A 20,370-nucleotide genomic window follows, 5' to 3' on the forward strand; every position below is an offset into this window, starting at 1 on the left:
CTCAGTAGCTTAGCCTTGGAAGAAGGAGTAAAAAATGGCGGTCATAGACATCAAACCGGCCACGATCACAAAGATGTTGCTCAAGCGACCGCGATAGGCCTTGAGTGCCGGTACTTTGTAAACGGCATACATAGGCATAAGATAGAGAATGGCCGCAATCACTGGGCCGCCCAGAGCTTCAATCATCGTCAGGATACTGGGGTTGGCAATCGCCGCGCCCCAAACGGTCAGGAACATAAACAGCTGAATACCGCGATTCAGTCCCTTGTCGCTGCAACGCTCTCGAACAAATGGCAACTGTTTGGAGGCAATTCCCTTCAATCCTTCAGTGGCTCCGAGATAGTGGCCGAAGAAAGAGGATACTATGGCCACAAACGCAACAACCGGCCCCACATAGCTGATAAATACACTGTCATGGATATTGGCCAGGTAAGACAAAATCGGCAGGTTGGATGCCTTGGCTTGTGCCAGTTGTGCCGGACTCATGGCCAGAACACAAGAAAACACAAACAACATCACAAACCCCAGCAGCATCATGGCGGTATTGCGCAAGATCATATCGGCCTTCTTGGCCGCATTGGCACCATGTTCCCGCTTTAGCGATACCGCAAACTGGGAAATAGCCGGAGAATGGTTAAAGGAGAAGATCAACACAGGGATGGTGACCCAAACAATACCGAGAAACTCTCCGGCCGATGGAACTTGCATCAAGGCATCCATCTTCCAATCGGGAATGAGATAGAGCGACATAAACAGCAAGATGCCGACCAGAGGATAGACCAGGAATTGAGTCACTTTGAGCATCAACCGCTCACCGGCTACCATCACGGCCATCATACCGGCAATCAAAGCCCCGGACAGTAACCAACGCGGTAAGGATGCCATCCCCAATTGATGCACCATAAAACTGTCAACCGTATTGGTGATACTCACGCCATAGATCAACACAATCGGATAGATGGCCAAAAAATAGAGCCAGGTAATGGCGCGACCGGCACCAACACCGAAGTACTCCTCGACCACTTGAGTGATATCACTGCCTTCAATCTTCGAGGCACAGACAAAGCGAGACAAGCCCCGGTGAGACAGATAAGTCATAGGACCTATCAAAATGGTCAGCAACAACAGCGGCCAAAAACCACCGAGACCGGCATTCATAGGTAAAAACAGGATCCCGGCGCCCACGGCTGTGCCAAATAAACTCAGCATCCAAGTGGTGTCCTGGGCCGTCCAGGGCAGCGAGCGGGAAACTTGCACCTTGTCCGTAACAGTGGGGGTCAGTACAGCGTCTTGAACCTGCGTACCTGTGATCTCTTGTTGCATAAGGATTACCTTAACTTCGGCTGAAATTGGCGGCAAGCATAGCCAATCACCCGGCAAAGAAATTGATCTGAACCGCTATTCGCACCACAGAACTTGGGCTCTACGTCATAACTGGGATCCAGATCGGCCTTTAGCTGTAATAAAATTTCAATTCAGCAACAAATTAATTTCAGCCTGTAAAACCGCGGAAACACAGGTGCTACCTTGAATCTCAATCGATAAAGCCCAAGCACAGAGGAGAAAACCGGCAGCCGTGACCGCCGACACACTCAAAAGATAAATGAGACAAAGCACAGCAAACCCGGAATAAAATCCGCCAATGATCACAATCAAAATTGTAATTTTATTAACAGCCTGGCAGCAGACAAAAATGCCGCTCATCAAGATGAGCGGCATTGAAGCAGAATGAATAGTGCTTAACGCTCGAGCGTCAGGTCCATCTTGGATACGGTTGCCGCATCAATATCCGCTTCTTTGAACAGCAAGGGGCGGAAACGTTTCTCACTGGAGTAGAGCGCGGTCTGATCGGCAAACTCGGGACGCAGAATATTGCTGGTCTCTGAGTAGGTCAGTATCCCTCTCGCCTCCGGGCCCTCATCGGTAAAGCTCACCGCCATCATCCAGCTGGAGCCATAACGAATCTGATAGCCCTTGGCGCTCAGACCGGAATCCAGCGCTTTGCCGCTCAGTACATCGGTTGCCGGAGCGTAAGAGTGCTGCGGGATCAGCGTATCGTCACCACTGGTCTTGGTGGAAAATACGTTGAAACCACCCTCGGCATGATGACTGCCGGGCCAGGGCAAACGCACACCACTGGCGCTGCCATCCGGCAATGAACGCTCGACAAACTGCACACTGCCAAGGGGCGCATCAACGGCAAAACCGGCCGCTTCCAGGTTGAGCGCGGCATGCGCCAGCGCAGTGAGCGCCGAACCGTCAGAACTCAGTCCTGTGGGAGTGGTCGCCGGCTGTAGATAATCAAAGCCTTGGGTCAACATGGTTTTGTCATTGAACAGGTGGGCGAATTCCCGAAGCAAAGCGCCGCCTTTACTGTCGTTGTCCTGATGACCATTCCAGGCCTTGAGCGCCGCGCAGGCAGCACTGATATCCTTGGCAAGGGTACCGACCATTACAGGTTCACTGCCCTTTGCCTCACACTGGGCAATCAGATCATCCAAAACCATTTCGGCCAGATAGCTGCGGTTGTTGAGCACTGCCGCCTCCAGTTCATCCAGGTTGAACTTGCCATCACTACCGGCGGCATCACCAAGCAGCTTGAGACCCATACGGGTTCTCATGCTCAGTTGGCCACGCTCCGGGCCATACATGGGGGAGAAATACTCCAGCGGCTCGGCCGGGTTGGTAGACCAGAAGGAGTTATTGGAGTTTTGCACAAAGTCTGTGCGTTCCAACTTGGGCGCCCGCTCGAAAGGCGTGGAGCCATCGAAGGCGAACAGTGAGGTATTGCCCGGCAATATGGTAAAGCCCGCCTGCGCCTTGGCCGCCTTGATCTCAGGGGAAGTTTTCAGCAATACCACAGCCGCCTCGGATAATCCCGGCACGGTAGAGTCATCGATATAGAAGGCGTTGCCTTCCCTGTCGGCATACATGGTGTTATTGAAGATCATGCCGTCATAGTCTTTAAATGCCTGCACAAACTCCTGTTTGTTGGCGGCCATGTTCATCGCCAGCCAGTGATCCACGGGATCCATGGTCGCCATGTTGGCATCCTGCAACATAAAGGCCTGGCCATCATCCCAGCCAAAAGGTGCCTGGGTGGCAGGCGCTTCGACTATAGGTCCCTTGGGAGTGGTATAGATATCTTTTTCGGCTACCAGCATACCCGCCGGACCGGCATTGACCAGCACCTGCACGGTTTCCTTGCTGATAGGCATAGGCTCACCATCAAACAGATACTGCATTCGGTCGCCGGAAACCAGCTCCAGGTTATAGACCACAAAATGTTCGGCGGTGGAGAAGGTATGGGTCCAGGCGAGATCTTTGTTGAAACCAATATTGATTGGGCCCGGCATGCCGACCAGAGAGCCACCCATCACATCCAGGTGTCCGGGAATGGTGGCATGGGACTGCCAAAACCTCAGGTTACCTGTATGCGGAAAGTGCGGGTTCCCAAGCACCATGCCCTTGCCGTTTTCCGTCTTGTCTTTGCCAAGGCCCCAGCCGTTGGAGCCCAGTTCACCCGGGTTGGTCTCCGGGGTTGAAATATTAGCGGCTCTGGCAATCAGCTTGCTGTTAATGTCATTGACAAAAGCGGTCTGGGCGGCAGAGGCCGGAGCCGGGCCGACTATTCGTGGCAAATATTCATCACCATCACCCGGATTGGCGTAAAAGATCAGATCCAGGAAGTTGGCCGCCCCCGGTAACAGGGCAATTGAAAACAGGTAGGTCACCACATCTTCAGCTTCAATAGGCTTGACCCAGGGCTGCCCGGCACAGAAGGGCTCAGCCTGTTGCTTGCCTTCGGCCACATCGCTCAAATACCGGTTGTAGCCGGCGACAAACCCGCTGATCAGAGCCCGGGAGTTTTCGCTGAATTCAGGCCATTTGGCCTCGGCCTGAGCTCTGACCTTGAGCGCCTTGTAGGCAAAGTCGGAGATCAGGTTGCCATTGTCTTCCCGGGCCGGGATCCCTGTGGTGAAGTCCAGGCTGGCATGGGGGCCGAAATACATGGAACGCTCTGAGTTGGCCTTAACAAAACCGTCGGCCAGGATGCACAGATTGTCCTGCGCCTGCACATAGCCGTTACCGAATCCCAGGCTTTCCAAATTGTCGGCTTGAATATGAGGTACACCGAAACTGGTGCGCCGAACACTGACCGAGAGCTTGCCGTCCGGTGCAAATGCCTGCAGTGTGTTGTCGACCGGAGGCGGGTTCTGATCATTATCGTCATCCGAACAGCCAACGAGTGCCAGGGTGCCTGCCAGCCCCATGGCGTACATGAGTTTGTTGAATTTCATTATAATTATCTCTTTTTTAATGCCATTTATCCGACAAGGCCCAGCCCCTTGAACAATACAACTCCCCAAAAGCCATACGGGTCTGTCGTGGCGCCTATGTCGTGTCCCTCGGTGCACCTTGCGTTGTGATTTACGGCGCGTCACAATGACGCCCAATTCAAGGTCGCACCTCCGACCATTTAAACAATGATTCAAATAGCCGTCCACATTTAAGACTCATCAAGCAAACAAATATGAAACAAAATCAATTACAGATAGTGGTGGGTTCTACCAACCCGGTAAAACTCAAAGCCGCCGAGAATGCGGTCCGCGCCCTACATCCCGACGCCGAGATCCACTGCCAAGCCATGAAGGCACCATCCGGTGTGGCGGAGCAACCCATGACAGATTCCGATACCCGCCAGGGAGCCATCAACAGGGTGGAATGGTGTAAGGCACATGCTGATGCCGATTACTATTTGGCAATGGAAGGTGGGGTGGATAATTTCCCCCAGGGGCCGGCCACCTTTGCCTATGTGGTCATCGCCACCAAAGAACGCCTCTGCGTCGGCCGCAGTGCTCACCTGCCCCTGCCGCCCAAAGTTTATGCCGCGCTCAAGGCCGGTGAAGAACTGGGGGATGTGATGGATTCGCTGTTCAATACCGTCAATGTCAAACAGGCAGGTGGCGCCATAGGGCTCTTGACCCAAGGGCATGCTACTCGCGAGAGTATTTATCACTCGGCCTTGCTGCTCGCATCGGCGCCACTGCGTTACCCGGAGCTTTACTAATACCAGTCACCGCTGTTATTAATAGGCGCTGTTACCAATGAACAACGCGATTAATCGCAGTGGTGTTTACATTGACCGGCTTCCACGCAATTCTTCCTATTGCCTGTAAAGATGCCCGGCCATTACCCAACCTCGCCATGAAACAAGCTGTTGCAAATAGATACAGACTGAGCTAAGTTGAATTCAGCATTAGTTGCTTGTCGCAACCAATTTATCTATTTGCGAGGTTATCCCTTAGATGTCCCTCAACATCAAGCCCCATGTTACTGAGACAGACAATCAGCAAGAATCGCCTCTGGATGAACTGGCCCAAGTCAGCCCTGTGCTCAGACACCTGTCACGTCACTTGGTCCGGCAGCTGGGCATGTTGTCCGGCGCCTGCGGACAGCTGCCGCTGACCCCGGTGCAGGCACACACACTGCTGGAGCTGGGACAGCAAGATCTCAGCATTAAAGAACTGAGTAGCCTGCTCAATATCGATAAATCCAATGCCAGCCGTGCCGTCAGTCATCTGGTTAACAAACAACTGGCCCAAACCAAGGCCAATCCCAGAGACAATCGTTGTCTGCAGGTCAGCCTGACTCCGACCGGGCATAAGATGTTGCAACAATTGGATACTCAGCAGGATAACCAATTTGCTGACATTCTTGCCCAGTTAGCACCGAGCGAGGTGACCCAACTGGAAACCAGTCTGCGCAGCTACAACAAGGCGATTACCAAGGCCAAGAGTCAACAAGGGGTGGTGATCAGGCCACTACAGGCGGCAGACGATGCCGAGCTAGCCGCCGTGATACGTGCAGTATCGGCCGAATATGGCCTGACACCCGATAAGGGTTACAGTGTTGCCGACCCGACCCTGGATCACCTGAGTCGCCAATATGGTCAGCCAGGCAGCCAATATTGGGTAATTGAAAAACAGCAGCAACTGCTCGGCGGTGCCGGCATAGCCCCCTTGCCCGGCGAAGAGGGCGTATGTGAGTTGCAGAAGATGTACTTTATGCCCGCACTGCGAGGCCTGGGGCTCTCCCGCCGTTTGGCACTGCAATGTCTCAGCTTTGCCCGCGAGCAGGGATATAAGGCCTGTTATCTGGAAACCACCAAACTGTTGCCACAAGCGCTCGGCCTCTACGTCAGCCTGGGCTTTACCGTTTTGCCCAAGCACCTTGGCAATACCGGCCACAGCGCCTGCGAAATCCCCATGTTGCTGACACTCTAGCTGAGCAAGCCTCTAACCAAGCAAGCCGCTGCCACAGGAGGCTCTGGTGGCAGCTACGGCCCACGCTTAAAAAGCGCACCAACACAATAGATGCAATGCCGCTGTGATTACTACGGCCATTTGCAGAGTTTTATACCTCCGGCACCTTGGGCCAGTTGGGTTTATTACGAGCAACCCAAGCCTGTAACTTCCGCCTTGCAGAATCGGTTCCTACATCAATATCTAGGAAATCACAGATAGATTTCCATGTGGAGAATCTACCTCTCATATTTAATTCGGGGACTTCCTTAATCCACTCTGATGGTCTAGGAGAGGATTTAACCTTCGACTTATCAGGTAATGACTCCAATAAGCTTTCTAGAATTTTGTCAGCATTTGCCCCTTCAGATGGGATCAGTTCCAACAAGCGAATAAGTGCTTCATTAAATGTAATATTTTCAAAAGGTTGTTTTTTAACTAACAACTCAATCCTTGATGCTACTTTTTCGTCGACATGATAGCTAGGCATAGTAATCTCCAATATTCATCAGGACATAATATAAACTACACCCTCGAAAACTAGATTTCTAGAAATTTCTAGAAAAACTTTAAAAAAGACTGGTTGAGAACAGTCCATACTTCCCATTCCTTCACTTCCCGCTCAACAAACTGAAAAACAACAAAAGTGACACGAAAACGGTTTTATTTATTGACAATCAACCTCTGTCACTTGTTAGCTTGCAGATAAGGAAATTATCGGGAGCTTTCAATGGAATACAGACGTATCCCCCACTCCACTCTGGAAGTGAGCAAACTGTGCCTCGGCACCATGACCTGGGGCGAGCAAAACAGCCAGGCCGACGCCTTCGCCCAGTTGGATATGGCCCTAGCCGAAGGGATTAACTTTATCGACACTGCCGAGATGTATCCGGTGCCGCCCAAACCCGAGACTCAGGGTGAGACCGAACGCATTCTTGGCGCCTATCTCAAGGTCCGCGGCAACAGAGACAACCTGGTGATTGCCACCAAGGTGGCGGCTCCCGGCGGCAAGAGTGACTATATCCGCAGCAAGATGGCACTGGACTGGCGCAATATCCAGCTGGCGGTGGATGCTTCACTGCAGCGCCTGGGCGTAGACTGTATCGATCTCTATCAAATCCACTGGCCCCACAGAAACTGTAACTTCTTCGGCGAACTCTTCTATGAGCAGCAGGAACAGGAGTCGATGACCCCCATCCTGGATACCCTAGAAGCCTTGAGCGAAGTGATCCGCGCTGGCAAGGTACGCTATATCGGGGTCTCCAATGAAACGCCCTGGGGCCTGATGAAATACCTGCAACTGGCCGAGAAACACGGCCTGCCGCGGATTGTCAGCGTGCAGAACCCCTATAACCTGCTGAATCGCAGCTTTGAAGTGGGCATGAGTGAAATAAGCCACCGCGAAGAGTTACCGCTGCTGGCCTACTCGCCATTGGCCTTCGGTACCCTCACAGGCAAGTACTTAAATGGCCAATGGCCAGCAGGCGCCAGGTTGACCCTGTTCAAGCGCTTCGCCCGCTATACCGGCACCGAGTTGGCGCTTGAGGCCACCGAGGCCTACGTCAAGCTGGCCCAAAAATTCCACCTGAGCCCGGCACAGATGGCACTGGCATTCGTCAACTCCCGTCCCTTTGTGGGCAGCAATATCATAGGCGCCACCAATCTGGAGCAGTTAAAGGAGAACATTGCCGCCTCGCAGCTTAAGCTGAGTGATGAACTGCTCAGTGAACTCAACTCGCTGTCGAGCCGCTTTCGCCTGCCCTGTCCTTAAGGGTTGAGATATTTCGCCTTGCATTGGGCGCACAAATCCATAAAGATCTGTGCGCCCTTTTGATTGAAGATCCACAGCTATGAGCACTCCACAGTTGCGCGCCCAGTTTCCCGCGCTCACCCAGATGTTGGGGGATTATCCCCTGGTCTATCTCGACACGGCCGCCACCAGCCAAAAACCCCGGCGGGTGCTGGAAGCGATGGCGCGTTTTTACCGTGAAGATTGCGCCAATGTGCACAGAGCGGCCCATCAGCTTTCCGCCCGGGCGACCCAGGCCTACGAAGCTGTGCGTGATGCCTTGCAGCATTTTATCCATGCCACCCGGCGGGAAGAGATCATCTTCACCCACGGCACCACCGAAGCCATCAACCTGCTGGCCTGGGGCCTTGGCGAGCGATTTGGCAAGGATGACCTCATTCTGGTCGACAGCTGCGCTCATCACGCCAATCTGCTGCCCTGGCAACAACTGGCCAAACGCAGTGGTGCCAGGCTGGAACCCATTCCGCTGGATAAAGATCTGCGCCTCAATAAGGCGGCCTTTAGTCTGCTGCTCCAGCAAAAGCCCAAATTGGTGGCCCTCAGCCATGTCTCCAATGTATTGGGTACGGTCAATGACATACAAGCCTTGTGTCAGGATATTCGCGCCGCCGGCGCCATCAGTGTGGTGGACGGTGCCCAGGCCGTCGCCCATCTGCCGCTGGACATGCAGCAACTGGGGTGCGACTTTTATGCTTTTTCCGGCCACAAGATGTATGGCCCCAGCGGCATAGGTGTACTCTGGGGCCGCTATGAATTGCTGGACACCTTGGAGCCACTGCTGACCGGCGGTGAGATGATAAAAACCGTCAGTTTCCAAGGCAGTACATTTGGCGACTTGCCCAACCGCCTCGAGGCCGGCACCCCGCCGATAGCCGAGGTCATAGGTCTGGGAGAGGCCGTCGCCTTTCTCGAACAGCAAGACAGACAAGCCCTGGCACTTGCCGAACAAAAACTGCTGAACAAGCTGCAACAGGGGTTATCCGCCATTGCCGGGGTCGAACTTTACGCCGCTCACGGGGATAATCTGGGCGCCGTGGCCTTTAATCTCAAGGGCGAGCATCACCAGGATGTAGGCATACTGCTGGATCAACAAGGCATAGCGGTACGCTGCGGCCATCATTGCGCCATGCCACTGATGTCGCTGATGGGTATCAAGGGCTGCTGCCGGGCCTCTGTGGGGATCTACACTGATGAGCAAGATATCAAACGTTTTCTCGATGCCCTGAAGGCAAGCGCCGAACTACTGGGATACTGAACCATGACAGAAACACTCACTGCTGCCGACTTTATCCAGTTTGCCAAGCAAACCCAGGCGCCGCTGGCCGACTTATTTGAAGCCGTCTCCTCGGCCAATAATTGGCAGGACAGATACCGCCAGTTGATGCAAGGCGCCAAGCTGTTGCCGGCCCTGCCACCCGAGCTGCAAACAGAAACCGCCCGGGTACGCGGCTGTGAAAGCGCCGCCTGGCTCTACCACTGCCAAATCGAGGGCAAGCATCTGTTTATTGCCGACAGCGAGGCTCGCATCGTCAAAGGGCTGATAGCCCTGTTGCTGCATGCGGTGAATAACAGCGACAACCAAACCCTGGCGCAATTTGAGCCCAAGGCTTATCTCAAACAACTGGGTTTGGAGGGGCAACTGAGCCCATCCCGCAGCAACGGCCTCTATGCCCTGATAAGCAGAATCATCGAGCTCAGCCAGTGCTAATACCATGCTGATTTTTTCAGCGCTTCCACTATCCAGCTCACATCGGAGAATAATTTTGCGGCCTGGTTGGCATTTTTCTGGTTAAGCTTCACTTACCATCTGGCTCCAGAGTCGGAGCGTAGCTCAGCCCGGTAGAGCGCTGTCTTCGGGAGGCAGGGGTCGCAAGTTCGAATCTTGTCGCTCCGACCAATTAAACCGCTATCCAAGCGGCATAAAGACTCAAGGGCAGGTTCATCGAACTTGCCCTTGTTGTTTCTGCCCCGTCACACTGCTACAACCATCATCAAGCCGGCCAGCAACAGACAAGTGCCGAGCACGTATTGCAGGTGTTTCTTAGCCAGCACTTTACAGGTTACCTCTCCCACCATGCTGAGGATCAACACTGTCGCGCCGATCCCCACTAGATACCCCAAGAACAAATTGGAGCCACTGAGAGTCCAGTCCGCCACGCCCAGATTGGCACTGCCCAGGGTGTAACCATGGGCGAATGCCAACATGGCGACCATGGCCGCGGCGACATGGGTAGCAAAACAGATATTGCCGGCAATCAACATGCCGAGCACAAACATGGACAGGAGAACAAAGGATTTACTGACGATAAGCGCCATCGAGGTTTGCGCCGTCAAAGTACCGGCCAACATCACCAGCACAAACGAGAGCGGCACCACCCACAAGGCTTTACCGCCAAGCTGCGCCGACCAGACTCCGACGCCAACGGCCACCAGCAGACTGGCCACCAGCATCAAAGGGTTGAGTTGCATCACCTGCTCGGGAAAGCGTCCCACAACCCCCAGCGACAATAGCAGACTGGCACCAACACCCAAAAACAGCCAAGATCTGCCAGCAAACAAGGACCGCATCATAAGCACCTCTCACTTGCCGAGTGACTACGCTTTAACCTTATACCTTACGGTAAAAAAATGCTTGACCTGGCACAAATTCCTGACAAAAAACCGACCTTTAATTGACTTGCATAACACAGACTCAAGCCTTACTATCCTTGGGTCTTTAAATGTATTTTTGATTAATCCTATGTATTCCCCAATCGACTCATTGCTCATGCAACAGACTTGGTGGCGCAGCCCAAACCGGCGGCGTCAGGATTAAACATAGGTAAAATCATATCTTCCGGGCCGCCATAAGGCGGCCTTTGTGTATCTGTACGTCTTATGGCTCCGGCAATCTCAAGGAGAACAAGATGAAACAGATCATACTCACAGGCGATAGACCCACAGGTAAACTGCATATCGGCCACTATGTCGGTTCACTCAGGCAAAGAGTCCAGGTTCAAGATGAGTTCGATCAGAACGTGATGATCGCCGACTATCAGGCCTTGACCGACAACGGCCATAACCCGGCAAAGGTGACCGACAATATTCTCGAAGTCATGGCCGACTACCTGGCGGCCGGGTTGGATCCGGCCAAGACACGTTTTTGCCTGCAAAGCGCGCTACCGGCGCTGTCGGAACTCACCTGTATCTACTTAAACTTGGTGACGGTTGCCCGGCTTGAGCGCAATCCCACAGTCAAGGCGGAGATCCAGCAAAAAGGTTTTGAGCGCAGCCTACCGGCGGGTTTTCTGGTCTACCCCGTCAGCCAGACCGCTGATATTACTGCCTTTCGCGCCACTCATGTGCCAGTGGGTGAAGATCAATTGCCCATGCTGGAGCAAAGCAATGAAATCGTCCGTCGCTTCAACAATCTGGTGGGGGCCGAAGTGCTCAAGGAGTGTCAGGCAATTCTCAGTGACACTGGCCGCCTCCCAGGGCTCGACGGCAAGGCCAAGATGTCCAAATCCCTTGGCAATACCATAGAGCTGGGAATGAGCAGTGACGAACTCAAGCAAGCGGTGTTTTCCATGTATACGGATCCCAACCATCTGAGGGTGGAAGATCCAGGCAGAGTCGAGGGCAATACGGTATTCAGTTATCTCGATGCCTTCCATCCGGACAAGGCGCTGGTAGCCGAGCTCAAGGCCCATTATCGCCGAGGCGGCCTCGGGGACATGAAGTGCAAACGAATACTCAACGACTGCCTGCAGGAATTACTCGCGCCCATGCGGGAGCGGCGCAGGCAAGCCCTGGCAGACAAAGGGCAACTACTGGCGATACTGCAAAAAGGTACGGAAGAAGCCAGAGCCATCAGTGATGCCGTACTGCAAGATGTCAAAGCCGCCATCGGGCTTAATCTGCTTCGCTAAACGATTGTTCACTCAGCCAAGAGTCTATAAGCCCGGCACTTGGCTGAGCCTCTCACAGAAACAATTCCCCCTGTTGGCACTCATACTAACCTTGATACTGCGAGCGCTATACTGCCAGGCTGTTTATTGCAGTGCTGTATCATGCCCAGCTATGCCAACGCCGCCGAACAAAGCGTGGCAATCAACTATATCCATGAAGAAGGCCAGGCCAAGGGTAGCAAACTGGCTTATAAGCTGTATCCGGACACCCTGAAACCTATCAGTGAAGATTTGGAACTGCCCCTGGAAGCCAGTATCAACTTTTGGAAATACGGCGAGAATAACCAGCATGATGTCAATCATCTGCTGGCCATATCACCCATATTGAGAGACCCGCTGACGAGGGGGCAATGGCTGGACTTTTATCTGGAGGCCGTGAGCGCAAACAGACAGTCGCCATCACCTACCTGCATTATTCCAATGCAGGCCTCAGCAAACCCACCCTAGGGCTCGACTTTGTCGACTTTGTCAACTTGGCCTACAGCTACCGCTTCTAACATCCTTTTAAGGTATCGGGCCAATCAATTTAGCGGCTGATTGGCCCTAAAATAGGTCCACTCTTCCACAATGCTGCCATCCGACAAGTGACAATAGCCTACAGTACCATTTTGCTCCTGAACCAGCTCCAGCTTACCGCCGGATTCGACACAAAATACCGCTGCCGGATTAGGGCTTCCCACAGTATCTTTCAGACTCTCGGACTCGGTTTTTGCCGCCTCTTCAGAGCAGCCCCCCAACAACAGCAGAGTGCCCACAGTCATTACAGTTAATACTCGCATCTTGGCTCCTTACTCTGTTCCTTGAATACAATCAATAGCGGCCAAAAATTGGCCGCTGCCAGCGTGAACCCTCTCCAAGCTACAAGGGCACAGCAGCGTCTGCAAGCGAATGAGCCACTTATCCAAGTCAACAAATCGAAAGTGATGAACATTGTTAAGATAGATCCGCAATTTTTGCCAAGCAGATCGTGGTTTTTCCAATTTGATCGGGTTGGTTTTTTGGCGTTTGACAGTAAAGCGGGTAAAGTGTCGCGGTTATCACCTTTTTTGATACAAGGCATTAGCCTGCAATTGATAAAAGACCTACAAACATAATAATACAGACAAGGGAAGAGTATGAGCGACTCCAACTCCTGTGCAGGCAATGACCTGCGCGAAGTCAAGCAACTGGGAATGTGGGCCTCCATCGCCAGTTTAAGCTATATCTTCTGGCTGGTCGGCGGTATGGAACTGGTTGAACGTATCGCCTACTACGGTGTTAAGGCCAGTGCCGGACTCTATGCCAAGGCGCCGGCCTCCGAAGGTGGCCTGGGTATCAGCCTCAGCGATTACGGTATCATTATCTCAGCCTGGGCCTTGCTGCAGACCTTTGTGCCGGTATTTACCGGCGGGATCTCAGATAGGGTCGGCTATAAAGAGACTATCTTTGCCTCGACCATCATCAAGATCTGTGGCTACCTCTGTATGGCCTTCTTCCCCAGCTTCTGGGGCTTTTTGTTCGGCGCCATGCTGCTGGCGGCCGGTACAGGCATCTTCAAGCCTGGCATCCAGGGAACGCTGGTGCTGTCCACCAACCGTAACAACACCTCCATGGCCTGGGGTATCTTCTATCAGGTGGTGAATATCGGTGGCTTCCTTGGTCCCTTGGTGGCAGTGCATATGCGGCAGCTGTCCTGGGACAATGTGTTCTACGCCTGCGCCGCCATTATCTCGCTCAACTTCCTGTTCCTGCTGACTTACAAGGAACCGGGTAAAGAGCAACGTCTGGAACGGCAACGTAAGATCAAGTCCGGCGAACTCAAGCAGGAGATGCTTTGGAAAGACGCCTGGAGCGAACTGAAAAAGCCGGTAGTCATCTACTATATGCTGGTGTTTTCCGGCTTCTGGTTCCTGTTCAACTCCCTGTTTGACGTGCTGCCGATTCATATTGCCGAATGGGTCGATACCAGTGTGATTGTCACCAGCCTGTTTGGCCCGGAAGGCACCAGCAACGGCGTACTGCAGTTCTGGCTCGGACTGAATAACGAAGGTACCAAGGTCATGCCGGAAGGCATGCTCAACCTCAACGCGGGTCTGATTATGACCAGCTGCTTCCTGATAGCCGCTCTGACCGCCAAGTACCGTATCACCAGCGCCATGCTGGCCGGCTGTCTGCTGTCTATATTTGCCTTTGTGTTGATCGGTGCCACCCATGCGGCCTGGTTTATCGTGTTGGCTATCGCCATGTTCTCTCTCGGCGAAATGATGATAAGCCCGAAGAAGAACGAGTTTATGGGCAATATCGCCCCCGAAGGCAAGAAGGCCATGTACCTCGGCTTTGTGATGTTGCCACAGGGCATAGGCTGGGGCCTGGAAGGCTATTTCGGCCCCAAACTCTATGAGATCTTTGCCTCCAAAGAGATCTTCTCCCGTGAGATGCTACTGGATAAGGGCATGTCACAGAAGGATGTAGCTGCCATTCCGCAGGGGGAAGCCTTTCATAAACTGGTTGAATTCACCGGCCAAAGTGGCCGCGAGCTGACCGAGATCCTCTACCAGAGCCACAACATAGGCATGGCCTGGTACATCATAGGTGCCATAGGCACCATTTCCGCCGTCGGCATCTATATCTACGGTAAGTGGCTGCTGAGAATGCAGCAGGCCCAGGCCTAATTGGAAACGCCACCTCAGGGTGGCGTTTTTTTATCCGCCAATTATTGCCAGCAAATGAGAACTCGATCCCCTTCAGGAAATCAGCAAGACCCTATAATCAAAAAAACAAAAAATGCATGTAACTATTTGTATCAGAAGGAAGTTTTATGTTTTTCAATCATCATCTTCACCGGCAAATAGCTTCATTAAAACAGCAACTCGAAGAGCAGAACCAACAGCAGCGAACGACACAGGCACAATTACAGTCGCAACTGACGCAACTCAAACAGGAAAGGGATCAGGCTCTGGCACAAAACCGCGACTTCGCCGCCATGTTGGCCTGCCAGAACCAGGGCGGGCTCATGTTGCAATCGGTACGCGAAGCCATGGCCGAAGACGCCGGACGTCTGCTTGAGGAGCAAAGCAAACTGGAGCAACTCAACGCCCTGTTCGAACAAACCCGCAGCGCCGTGACCAGGCTGGGAGAGCGAGCCCACCTGCTCAGTTCACAGTCACAGCATAGCCTGGGCACTGTGGCACAACTGGATACCAGTACCCAAAGCATCAGCCAGTTTGTCAGTGCCATTCAGGGCATTTCGGCACAGACCAACCTGTTGGCGCTCAATGCCGCCATCGAAGCCGCCCGCGCCGGAGAGGCTGGTCGCGGCTTTGCCGTGGTGGCCGATGAAGTCCGGCAGTTGGCGGCCAAGGCCAGTGACGCCAGCCAACAGATAGAGCAGTTGGTGCAACAGATCATCACTCAGTCAGAAAGCATACGAACCCTGACAGATGACAACCAAGGCTGCGCCGATGAAGTGGCCAGCTCGGCGGTGCAGATAGACACAGTGGTCACTCAGGTATTGGCGCAATCGGCGCAGATGCAGCAGGTGATCAGCCATGCCGCGACTGTGTCTTTCCTCAACACCACCAAGCTGGATCATGCGGTATGGAAACAACATATCTATGAACTGCTGCAAAACCAGTGTTTTGATCAGCCGGTAAACAGCCACCATGACTGCCGTTTGGGTAAGTGGTACTACGAAGGACAAGGCGCCAGCCTCTATAGCTCACTCCCGGGTTTCCGCGAGTTGGAAGCGCCACATGCATTGGTGCACGAGAGTGGCCGCCTGGCGCTGGAACACGCCGCAGCCGGCGACACCACAGAGCAGGTGATGGCGCTGCAGCGGATGGAAGATGCCAGTATGCAGGTGGTGCAGGCGATAGACATGCTCATCGCCTCAGTTCAGTAGCCGTCAGTAAAATCGTCAGTAAGTGACTGACTCCACCTCATCCCGGGTCAACTCTCTGGCTTCGCCCTCGGCCAGAGAGTCATCCAGCACTATCTGGCCTATCTGGCTGCGATGCAGCGCCAGCACAGGGTTACGAAAGCGGCCGAACATGCGTTTTATCTGGTGATATTTGCCCTCAGTGAGTATCACCTCGGCCTCATGGCTTGCCAAAATTCTCAGTTCGGCCGGCGCTGTGATGACGTTTTCAAACTCAAAGAAGAATCCGCGCCTGAAAGCCTCAATATAAGTGTCATCCAGCGGATTGGCCAGACGCACCCGATAACGCTTGGCTTTACTCGATGAAGGCAGGGTCAACGCCTGGGTCCAGCGGCTATCATTACTGAGCAGCACCAGTCCGGTACTCTGCTTATCCAGGCGGCCGGCGATATGCAGCCCTGGCACCAATGCCGCCGGGGGCAGGCAGTCGAGCACGGTTTTATGCTCGGGATCTTGGGTGGCGCTCACTACTCCGGCAGGCTTGTTCAGCATCCAGTAGACAGGGTTTTGCCGCTGCAGCCATTGCTCATCGAGACGAATATGACTGAACTCATGGATAAGTCTGTCTGCGGCAAACACCTGCTCGTCATCGAGCCAAACCCGGCCATCGGCAAGCAATTGCCTGGCCTGTTTACGGGGAATATTCAACTGCCCGGCGAGAAACCTATCCAGCCGTCCTCTCTTACTGCGCATCGTTTAAAGTACCTTTAGCTTCAATCCGATAAGCACAGCGACGTGAGCCATCCAGAATGTGTTCGCGGCGACTGATCTCCACTTCTGGCCCCAGCAACTGCCGGAACAACGCCAGCTCAGAGCGACAAAAGTTCTGGCAACTCGTGGCCGCTGCGCAAATGGGGCAATGGTTTTCCAGCAGCCAAAAGCCGGTACTGTCCGCTTCAATCTGCGCCATATAGCCTTCACGGCTTCGGATCTCGGCCAGGCTTTCCAGCTTGTCGGCCAGGGAAGCGGCAGCGGCCATCTGGCTCGAATAGCTCTCGAGGCTCTGCTGCTCCCTGTGACTGATGAGTTTATCCAAGCCCTCGTCACCAAAGACCTGACGCACTGAAGTTATCAGCTGCAGGCTCAGCTCATCGTGACGGTCGGCAAACAGCGAGCGACTCTGCTCGGTCAGCGTCCAATAACGCGCAGGTCTGCCGCGGCCTTCGGCCCTGTCTTCAGTCCGCACCAGCCCCTCGGCTTCCAGGGCTTGCAGATGTTGACGCACCCCCATACTGGTCAGCCCCAGCTCTGCGGCCAGGCTCTGAGCCGTCTGGGCTCCGTTCAACTTGAGAATGTCGACTATCTTGTCTGTGGTCTTCATGGCACCTCCAGCGCTGATTATGCCCGGATCAGGACGCCGCATCCAGATTAAATAAACTTTTTTGTTTATTTTATCTTTACATTATTAAGTAAAGCACATACCTTATAAAACAATAAATAAACAAAAAGGTTTACTTAAAATGAAATACCTAGTCGTCAGCGCCAGCCAACGTTTCCAATCCCAGAGTGCCAAGGTCGCAGAATTCATCACCCGGGAAATAAAGACCAAGCAACTCGAAGAGGCGGAGCATCTGGAGCTCTGTGGTTGCAATCTTCCCTTCTGGGATGGTGAACAACAAAACAAAGGCGCCGACTGGCAACGGATAGAAGCCAAGGTGACAGCAGCCGATGCTCTGGTGCTTATCACTCCGGAATGGGGCGGCATGGCGACACCTTTGCTGAAGAACTTTCTGCTGATGTGTGACAGCCAACATACGGCCCATAAGCCTGTGCTGCTGGTTGCAGTTGTCTCAGGCATAAGCGGCGCCTATCCCATCAGTGAATTGAGAATGAACGCCATGAAAAACAACAAACTGGTGGCGGTGCCGGATCATTTGATCGTCCGCGATGTCGAGAAAATGCTCAACCCCGAATGCGACAGCATCCGCGATGCCAGATTAAGAGAAAGGATCGGCTACAGCCTGCATATGTTGGCCCAGTATGCAGCAGCACTGGCACAGATACGTTTTGCCCACAGGGACGCCCCCTTTCCCAAACAACAGGAATATTGCTACGGCATGTAAACAAAGGCCCAGATAAGAAGGAAAAAGGGCAAATACCAAGGAGAACGCAAATGATACAACTGGAACATCTGAACCTGGTGGTCGCAGACCTCCCCAAGACCCTGGATTTTTACCGCGCCGCCTTTCCTCACTGGCAGATCCGCTGCCAAGGAGAAGGAAGCTGGTATGGCAAGCCACGAAAATGGCTCCACTTCGGTGATGACTATCAATACCTGGCTTTCAGCGATAACGGTGAGGGCAATAACCGCGACTTGAGCGGTCATCAACCCGGGCTGGCCCACTTCGCCTTTGTCACAGCAGACATTGACGGGGTGATCAAGCGCCTGCAGGACGCAGGCTATAGCATAGATAAAGACGGTGCCGACGAGCCCTGGCGCCGCAATGTGTACTTTATCGACCCGGCCGGGTTTGAAGTGGAGTTTGTCCAGTATCTGAGCGATCTGCCAAAACAGCGCAATCGCCCTAGCTAAGGGCAGTCATAAATAGCCTTACAGGCTCCCTCGCCTTCGCTCACTGGGTGGGGAGCCGCCTTGATTCACTTCTTGGCAAACAGACTGTATAACCAGCCCAGGGTGACGGCACCTTGCCGTAAGACCGAATTCAAAATAGACCGGCATAAAGACCCAAAGCCGCTATTGACGCGGGTTTCAAGAGCAAAAGGATCTGATGGCGCGGCGCTGTATGACTAGACTTATACGAAGCCAACAATAGGCTGGCTTCGAGGATAACGTCATGAGTGTATTTACACGCCTACTGGCCGTTTCAGACGACAGTAACAGAGGGAAACAGGCCCTGAGAAAGGCGGTGCAACTGGCCAATGCCAGCCATGCCGACCTCACACTACTCAGGGTTAAAACACCAAAATATCAAGGCATTGGTCAATGGTTACAACAGAAAATCCATTCCACCCCCTCGGTCTCACAACAGAGAGAAAAACGTCCATTTTATCCTTCGCGGGAACTGGATATCTGTTTAAAGCACTGCCAGGCCCGAGACTTGCCAACGGCAATTCTGACTGAACTCAATCAAACACATTACGATTTGTTGCTGGTCGAGCACCACAGCTATTCTGCCCTGCAGTGTGAATTGGGCCATACCTATGATTGGCAACTGCTGCAACGAGTTCCCCTGCCGGTGATGTTTGTCAGCGACATGCCCTGGGAGCAACAGGGGTCTATGTTGGCAGCACTTGAGCTGGATGAAGACACGGAAGACCATGCCCATTTCAATCACAGGCTGTTGCAACAAGCCAATGAATTTGCCGATTTACTGCAACAGAAATTGCATCTGCTCAACTGCTATCAACAGGCAGACATCAGCATGGCCTTCGACGAACAGTTGCCGGGTTGTCGCTCGCAACAAGAAAATCAATGGCAAAAACTGCAACAGGCAGCCAAATTGCTGGCATTGAGTGAGGAACAGTTACATCTGTCCTGCGGCCTGCCGGATCATGTAGTGCCTGAAGCGGCCCATAAATGGCACAGCAACATAGTCATCATGGGCGCAGCAGAGCACAGAGGACTGTTGAGTGAACTCAAGGGCCACGCCTCGGAGCAGATGCTCAATCAACTCGAGTGTGATGTGCTGGCCCTAAAGCCCAGTTGCCCGCTACTGCATTGAATCACTTCAGCGGTCGCCCGCCATCGAGTGACAGGGTGCGGCCAGTCATATAACGGCTGGCCATCAGATAGTCCACGGCGGCCAGCATCTCCTGCTCACCGCCCTCTTTGGGCAACAATGCCTTGGCAAGCGCCTTTTGCCGATAGGCCGTATCATCCTGCTCGTTAAACAGCATCAATGCCGGTGCTATGCCGTTGACCTTGACACCCGGCGCCAGCTTGGCGGCAAATGACAGGGTCAAATTATCCAACGCCGCCTTGCTGGCGGCATAAGCGATATGCTTCTTACTGCCTTTCTGCGCCACATAATCGCTGATATGGATGATATCCCGGCTGCCTATCTCATCAGTCTGCAATAGCGGCGCCAGTGCCAGATTCAACTGATAGGGCACTGAGGCATGGATCTGCATCATGCGATTAAAAACCTCAGCCGCATCTGTGTCAGACCGCTCCGGCATCCAATCCGAGGCGTTGTGAATAATCGCCCGCAGAGACTCATGCTTGCTTTTTACCTCGGCAATCAAGCCGTTGAGCTCGCTATTTCGCAAGAGATCCACTCGATACAGCTCGGCGCCTGCGGCCTTGAGTTCATCGATGGAGTCGTAATGGCTGCGATAAGTGCCGATAAGGGGATAACCCTGAGCCATCAAATTCCTGGCCATTGCCAGTCCCAGACGTTTACCTATGCCAGTGATCAAAATAGGCTGCAT

At 53.4% G+C, this 20,370-nt stretch carries 21 protein-coding genes and 1 tRNA gene; 14 read left to right on the top strand and 8 right to left on the bottom strand.

Annotation, left to right across the window (positions count from 1 at the left end; genetic code table 11):
- Positions 1–9: 9 nt before the first annotated feature.
- Together CBE72_RS02715 and CBE72_RS02725 are read right to left on the bottom strand one after the other, a co-directional pair.
- A complete protein-coding gene (locus CBE72_RS02715; protein WP_100142199.1) occupies positions 10–1,323 on the bottom strand; it encodes an aromatic amino acid transport family protein in 1,314 nt (437 codons plus the stop codon).
- Between the two features lie 416 nt (positions 1,324–1,739).
- A complete protein-coding gene (locus CBE72_RS02725) occupies positions 1,740–4,301 on the bottom strand; it encodes an acylase (RefSeq protein WP_100142201.1) in 2,562 nt (853 codons plus the stop codon).
- 233 nt (positions 4,302–4,534) lie between these two features.
- Between CBE72_RS02725 and yjjX the strand changes: the two genes are divergently transcribed.
- Together yjjX and CBE72_RS02735 are read left to right on the top strand one after the other, a co-directional pair.
- Complete coding sequence (gene yjjX / locus CBE72_RS02730) at positions 4,535–5,071, top strand: inosine/xanthosine triphosphatase (protein WP_100142202.1); 537 nt, start codon at positions 4,535–4,537, stop codon at positions 5,069–5,071.
- A gap of 238 nt (positions 5,072–5,309) precedes the next feature.
- Positions 5,310–6,287 (top strand): bifunctional helix-turn-helix transcriptional regulator/GNAT family N-acetyltransferase, encoded by a 978-nt coding sequence (locus CBE72_RS02735; protein WP_100142203.1) that lies wholly within the window; start codon positions 5,310–5,312, stop codon positions 6,285–6,287.
- Between the two features lie 130 nt (positions 6,288–6,417).
- On the opposite strand, the gene CBE72_RS02740 is transcribed toward CBE72_RS02735, so the two are convergent.
- Complete coding sequence (locus CBE72_RS02740; protein ID WP_100142204.1) at positions 6,418–6,795, bottom strand: hypothetical protein; 378 nt, start codon at positions 6,793–6,795, stop codon at positions 6,418–6,420.
- A gap of 240 nt (positions 6,796–7,035) precedes the next feature.
- Here CBE72_RS02740 and CBE72_RS02745 point away from each other — a divergent pair, with 240 nt between their 5' ends.
- The 4 genes from CBE72_RS02745 (at position 7,036) to CBE72_RS02760 (ending at position 10,012) form a co-directional block, all read left to right on the top strand.
- Positions 7,036–8,076, top strand: coding sequence for an NADP(H)-dependent aldo-keto reductase (locus tag CBE72_RS02745; RefSeq protein WP_100142205.1), 1,041 nt, complete (start codon positions 7,036–7,038; stop codon positions 8,074–8,076).
- 79 nt (positions 8,077–8,155) lie between these two features.
- On the top strand, positions 8,156–9,370 hold the full coding sequence (locus CBE72_RS02750; protein ID WP_100142206.1) for an aminotransferase class V-fold PLP-dependent enzyme: 1,215 nt from the start codon (positions 8,156–8,158) through the stop codon (positions 9,368–9,370).
- Positions 9,371–9,373: 3 nt separating this feature from the next.
- On the top strand, positions 9,374–9,823 hold the full coding sequence (locus CBE72_RS02755; protein ID WP_100142207.1) for a SufE family protein: 450 nt from the start codon (positions 9,374–9,376) through the stop codon (positions 9,821–9,823).
- A gap of 112 nt (positions 9,824–9,935) precedes the next feature.
- Positions 9,936–10,012, top strand: a tRNA-Pro gene (locus CBE72_RS02760).
- Between the two features lie 74 nt (positions 10,013–10,086).
- Here CBE72_RS02760 and CBE72_RS02765 read toward each other — a convergent pair.
- Positions 10,087–10,686, bottom strand: coding sequence for a HupE/UreJ family protein (locus tag CBE72_RS02765; protein WP_100142208.1), 600 nt, complete (start codon positions 10,684–10,686; stop codon positions 10,087–10,089).
- 335 nt (positions 10,687–11,021) lie between these two features.
- Here CBE72_RS02765 and trpS point away from each other — a divergent pair, with 335 nt between their 5' ends.
- The 3 genes from trpS to CBE72_RS20615 all read left to right on the top strand — a co-directional run bounded on the left by trpS (position 11,022) and on the right by CBE72_RS20615 (position 12,559).
- Positions 11,022–12,023 carry a tryptophan--tRNA ligase gene (gene trpS, locus CBE72_RS02770; protein ID WP_100142209.1) on the top strand — a complete coding sequence of 334 codons (1,002 nt, stop codon included), beginning with the start codon at positions 11,022–11,024 and terminating at the stop codon, positions 12,021–12,023.
- Positions 12,024–12,164: 141 nt separating this feature from the next.
- The gene (locus CBE72_RS20385) at positions 12,165–12,509 is read left to right on the top strand and encodes a hypothetical protein (protein WP_229672010.1); all 345 of its coding nucleotides are present in this window, start codon (positions 12,165–12,167) and stop codon (positions 12,507–12,509) included.
- Entirely contained in the window at positions 12,470–12,559 is a 90-nt protein-coding gene (locus tag CBE72_RS20615; protein WP_373289275.1) for a hypothetical protein, read from the top strand. Before CBE72_RS20385 ends, CBE72_RS20615 begins: the two co-directional genes overlap by 40 nt.
- A 24-nt stretch (positions 12,560–12,583) precedes the next feature.
- Here CBE72_RS20615 and CBE72_RS02785 read toward each other — a convergent pair whose 3' ends face one another.
- Positions 12,584–12,841 (bottom strand): putative hemolysin, encoded by a 258-nt coding sequence (locus tag CBE72_RS02785; protein ID WP_206191784.1) that lies wholly within the window; start codon positions 12,839–12,841, stop codon positions 12,584–12,586.
- A 336-nt stretch (positions 12,842–13,177) separates the two neighbouring features.
- Between CBE72_RS02785 and CBE72_RS02795 the strand changes: the two genes are divergently transcribed.
- Positions 13,178–14,713 (top strand): MFS transporter, encoded by a 1,536-nt coding sequence (locus tag CBE72_RS02795; RefSeq protein ID WP_100142214.1) that lies wholly within the window; start codon positions 13,178–13,180, stop codon positions 14,711–14,713.
- 146 nt (positions 14,714–14,859) lie between these two features.
- Complete coding sequence (locus tag CBE72_RS02800; RefSeq protein ID WP_100142215.1) at positions 14,860–15,942, top strand: methyl-accepting chemotaxis protein; 1,083 nt, start codon at positions 14,860–14,862, stop codon at positions 15,940–15,942.
- Between the two features lie 15 nt (positions 15,943–15,957).
- Here CBE72_RS02800 and CBE72_RS02805 read toward each other — a convergent pair whose 3' ends face one another.
- Positions 15,958–16,671, bottom strand: a complete 714-nt coding sequence (locus CBE72_RS02805) for a 16S rRNA pseudouridine(516) synthase (protein ID WP_100142216.1) — start codon at positions 16,669–16,671, stop codon at positions 15,958–15,960.
- Positions 16,661–17,299, bottom strand: a complete 639-nt coding sequence (locus CBE72_RS02810) for a helix-turn-helix transcriptional regulator (RefSeq protein ID WP_100142217.1) — start codon at positions 17,297–17,299, stop codon at positions 16,661–16,663. The genes CBE72_RS02805 and CBE72_RS02810 overlap by 11 nt, the downstream gene beginning before the upstream one ends.
- Before the next feature lie 139 nt (positions 17,300–17,438).
- On the opposite strand from CBE72_RS02810, the gene CBE72_RS02815 reads away from it, so the two are divergent.
- The 3 genes from CBE72_RS02815 to CBE72_RS02825 all read left to right on the top strand — a co-directional run bounded on the left by CBE72_RS02815 (position 17,439) and on the right by CBE72_RS02825 (position 19,661).
- Positions 17,439–18,041 (top strand): NADPH-dependent FMN reductase, encoded by a 603-nt coding sequence (locus CBE72_RS02815; protein ID WP_100142218.1) that lies wholly within the window; start codon positions 17,439–17,441, stop codon positions 18,039–18,041.
- Positions 18,042–18,091: 50 nt separating this feature from the next.
- Positions 18,092–18,511: a VOC family protein gene (locus CBE72_RS02820; protein WP_039033140.1), complete on the top strand. Its 420-nt coding sequence runs from the start codon at positions 18,092–18,094 to the stop codon at positions 18,509–18,511.
- A 262-nt stretch (positions 18,512–18,773) separates the two neighbouring features.
- A complete protein-coding gene (locus tag CBE72_RS02825) occupies positions 18,774–19,661 on the top strand; it encodes a universal stress protein (protein ID WP_100142219.1) in 888 nt (295 codons plus the stop codon).
- Between the two features lies 1 nt (position 19,662).
- Here CBE72_RS02825 and folM read toward each other — a convergent pair whose 3' ends face one another.
- A complete protein-coding gene (gene folM, locus CBE72_RS02830; protein ID WP_100142220.1) occupies positions 19,663–20,370 on the bottom strand; it encodes a dihydromonapterin reductase in 708 nt (235 codons plus the stop codon).

Origin of the sequence: Shewanella carassii (assembly GCF_002777975.1) — a bacterium.
GTDB classification, from domain to species: Bacteria; Pseudomonadota; Gammaproteobacteria; order Enterobacterales; family Shewanellaceae; genus Shewanella; species Shewanella carassii.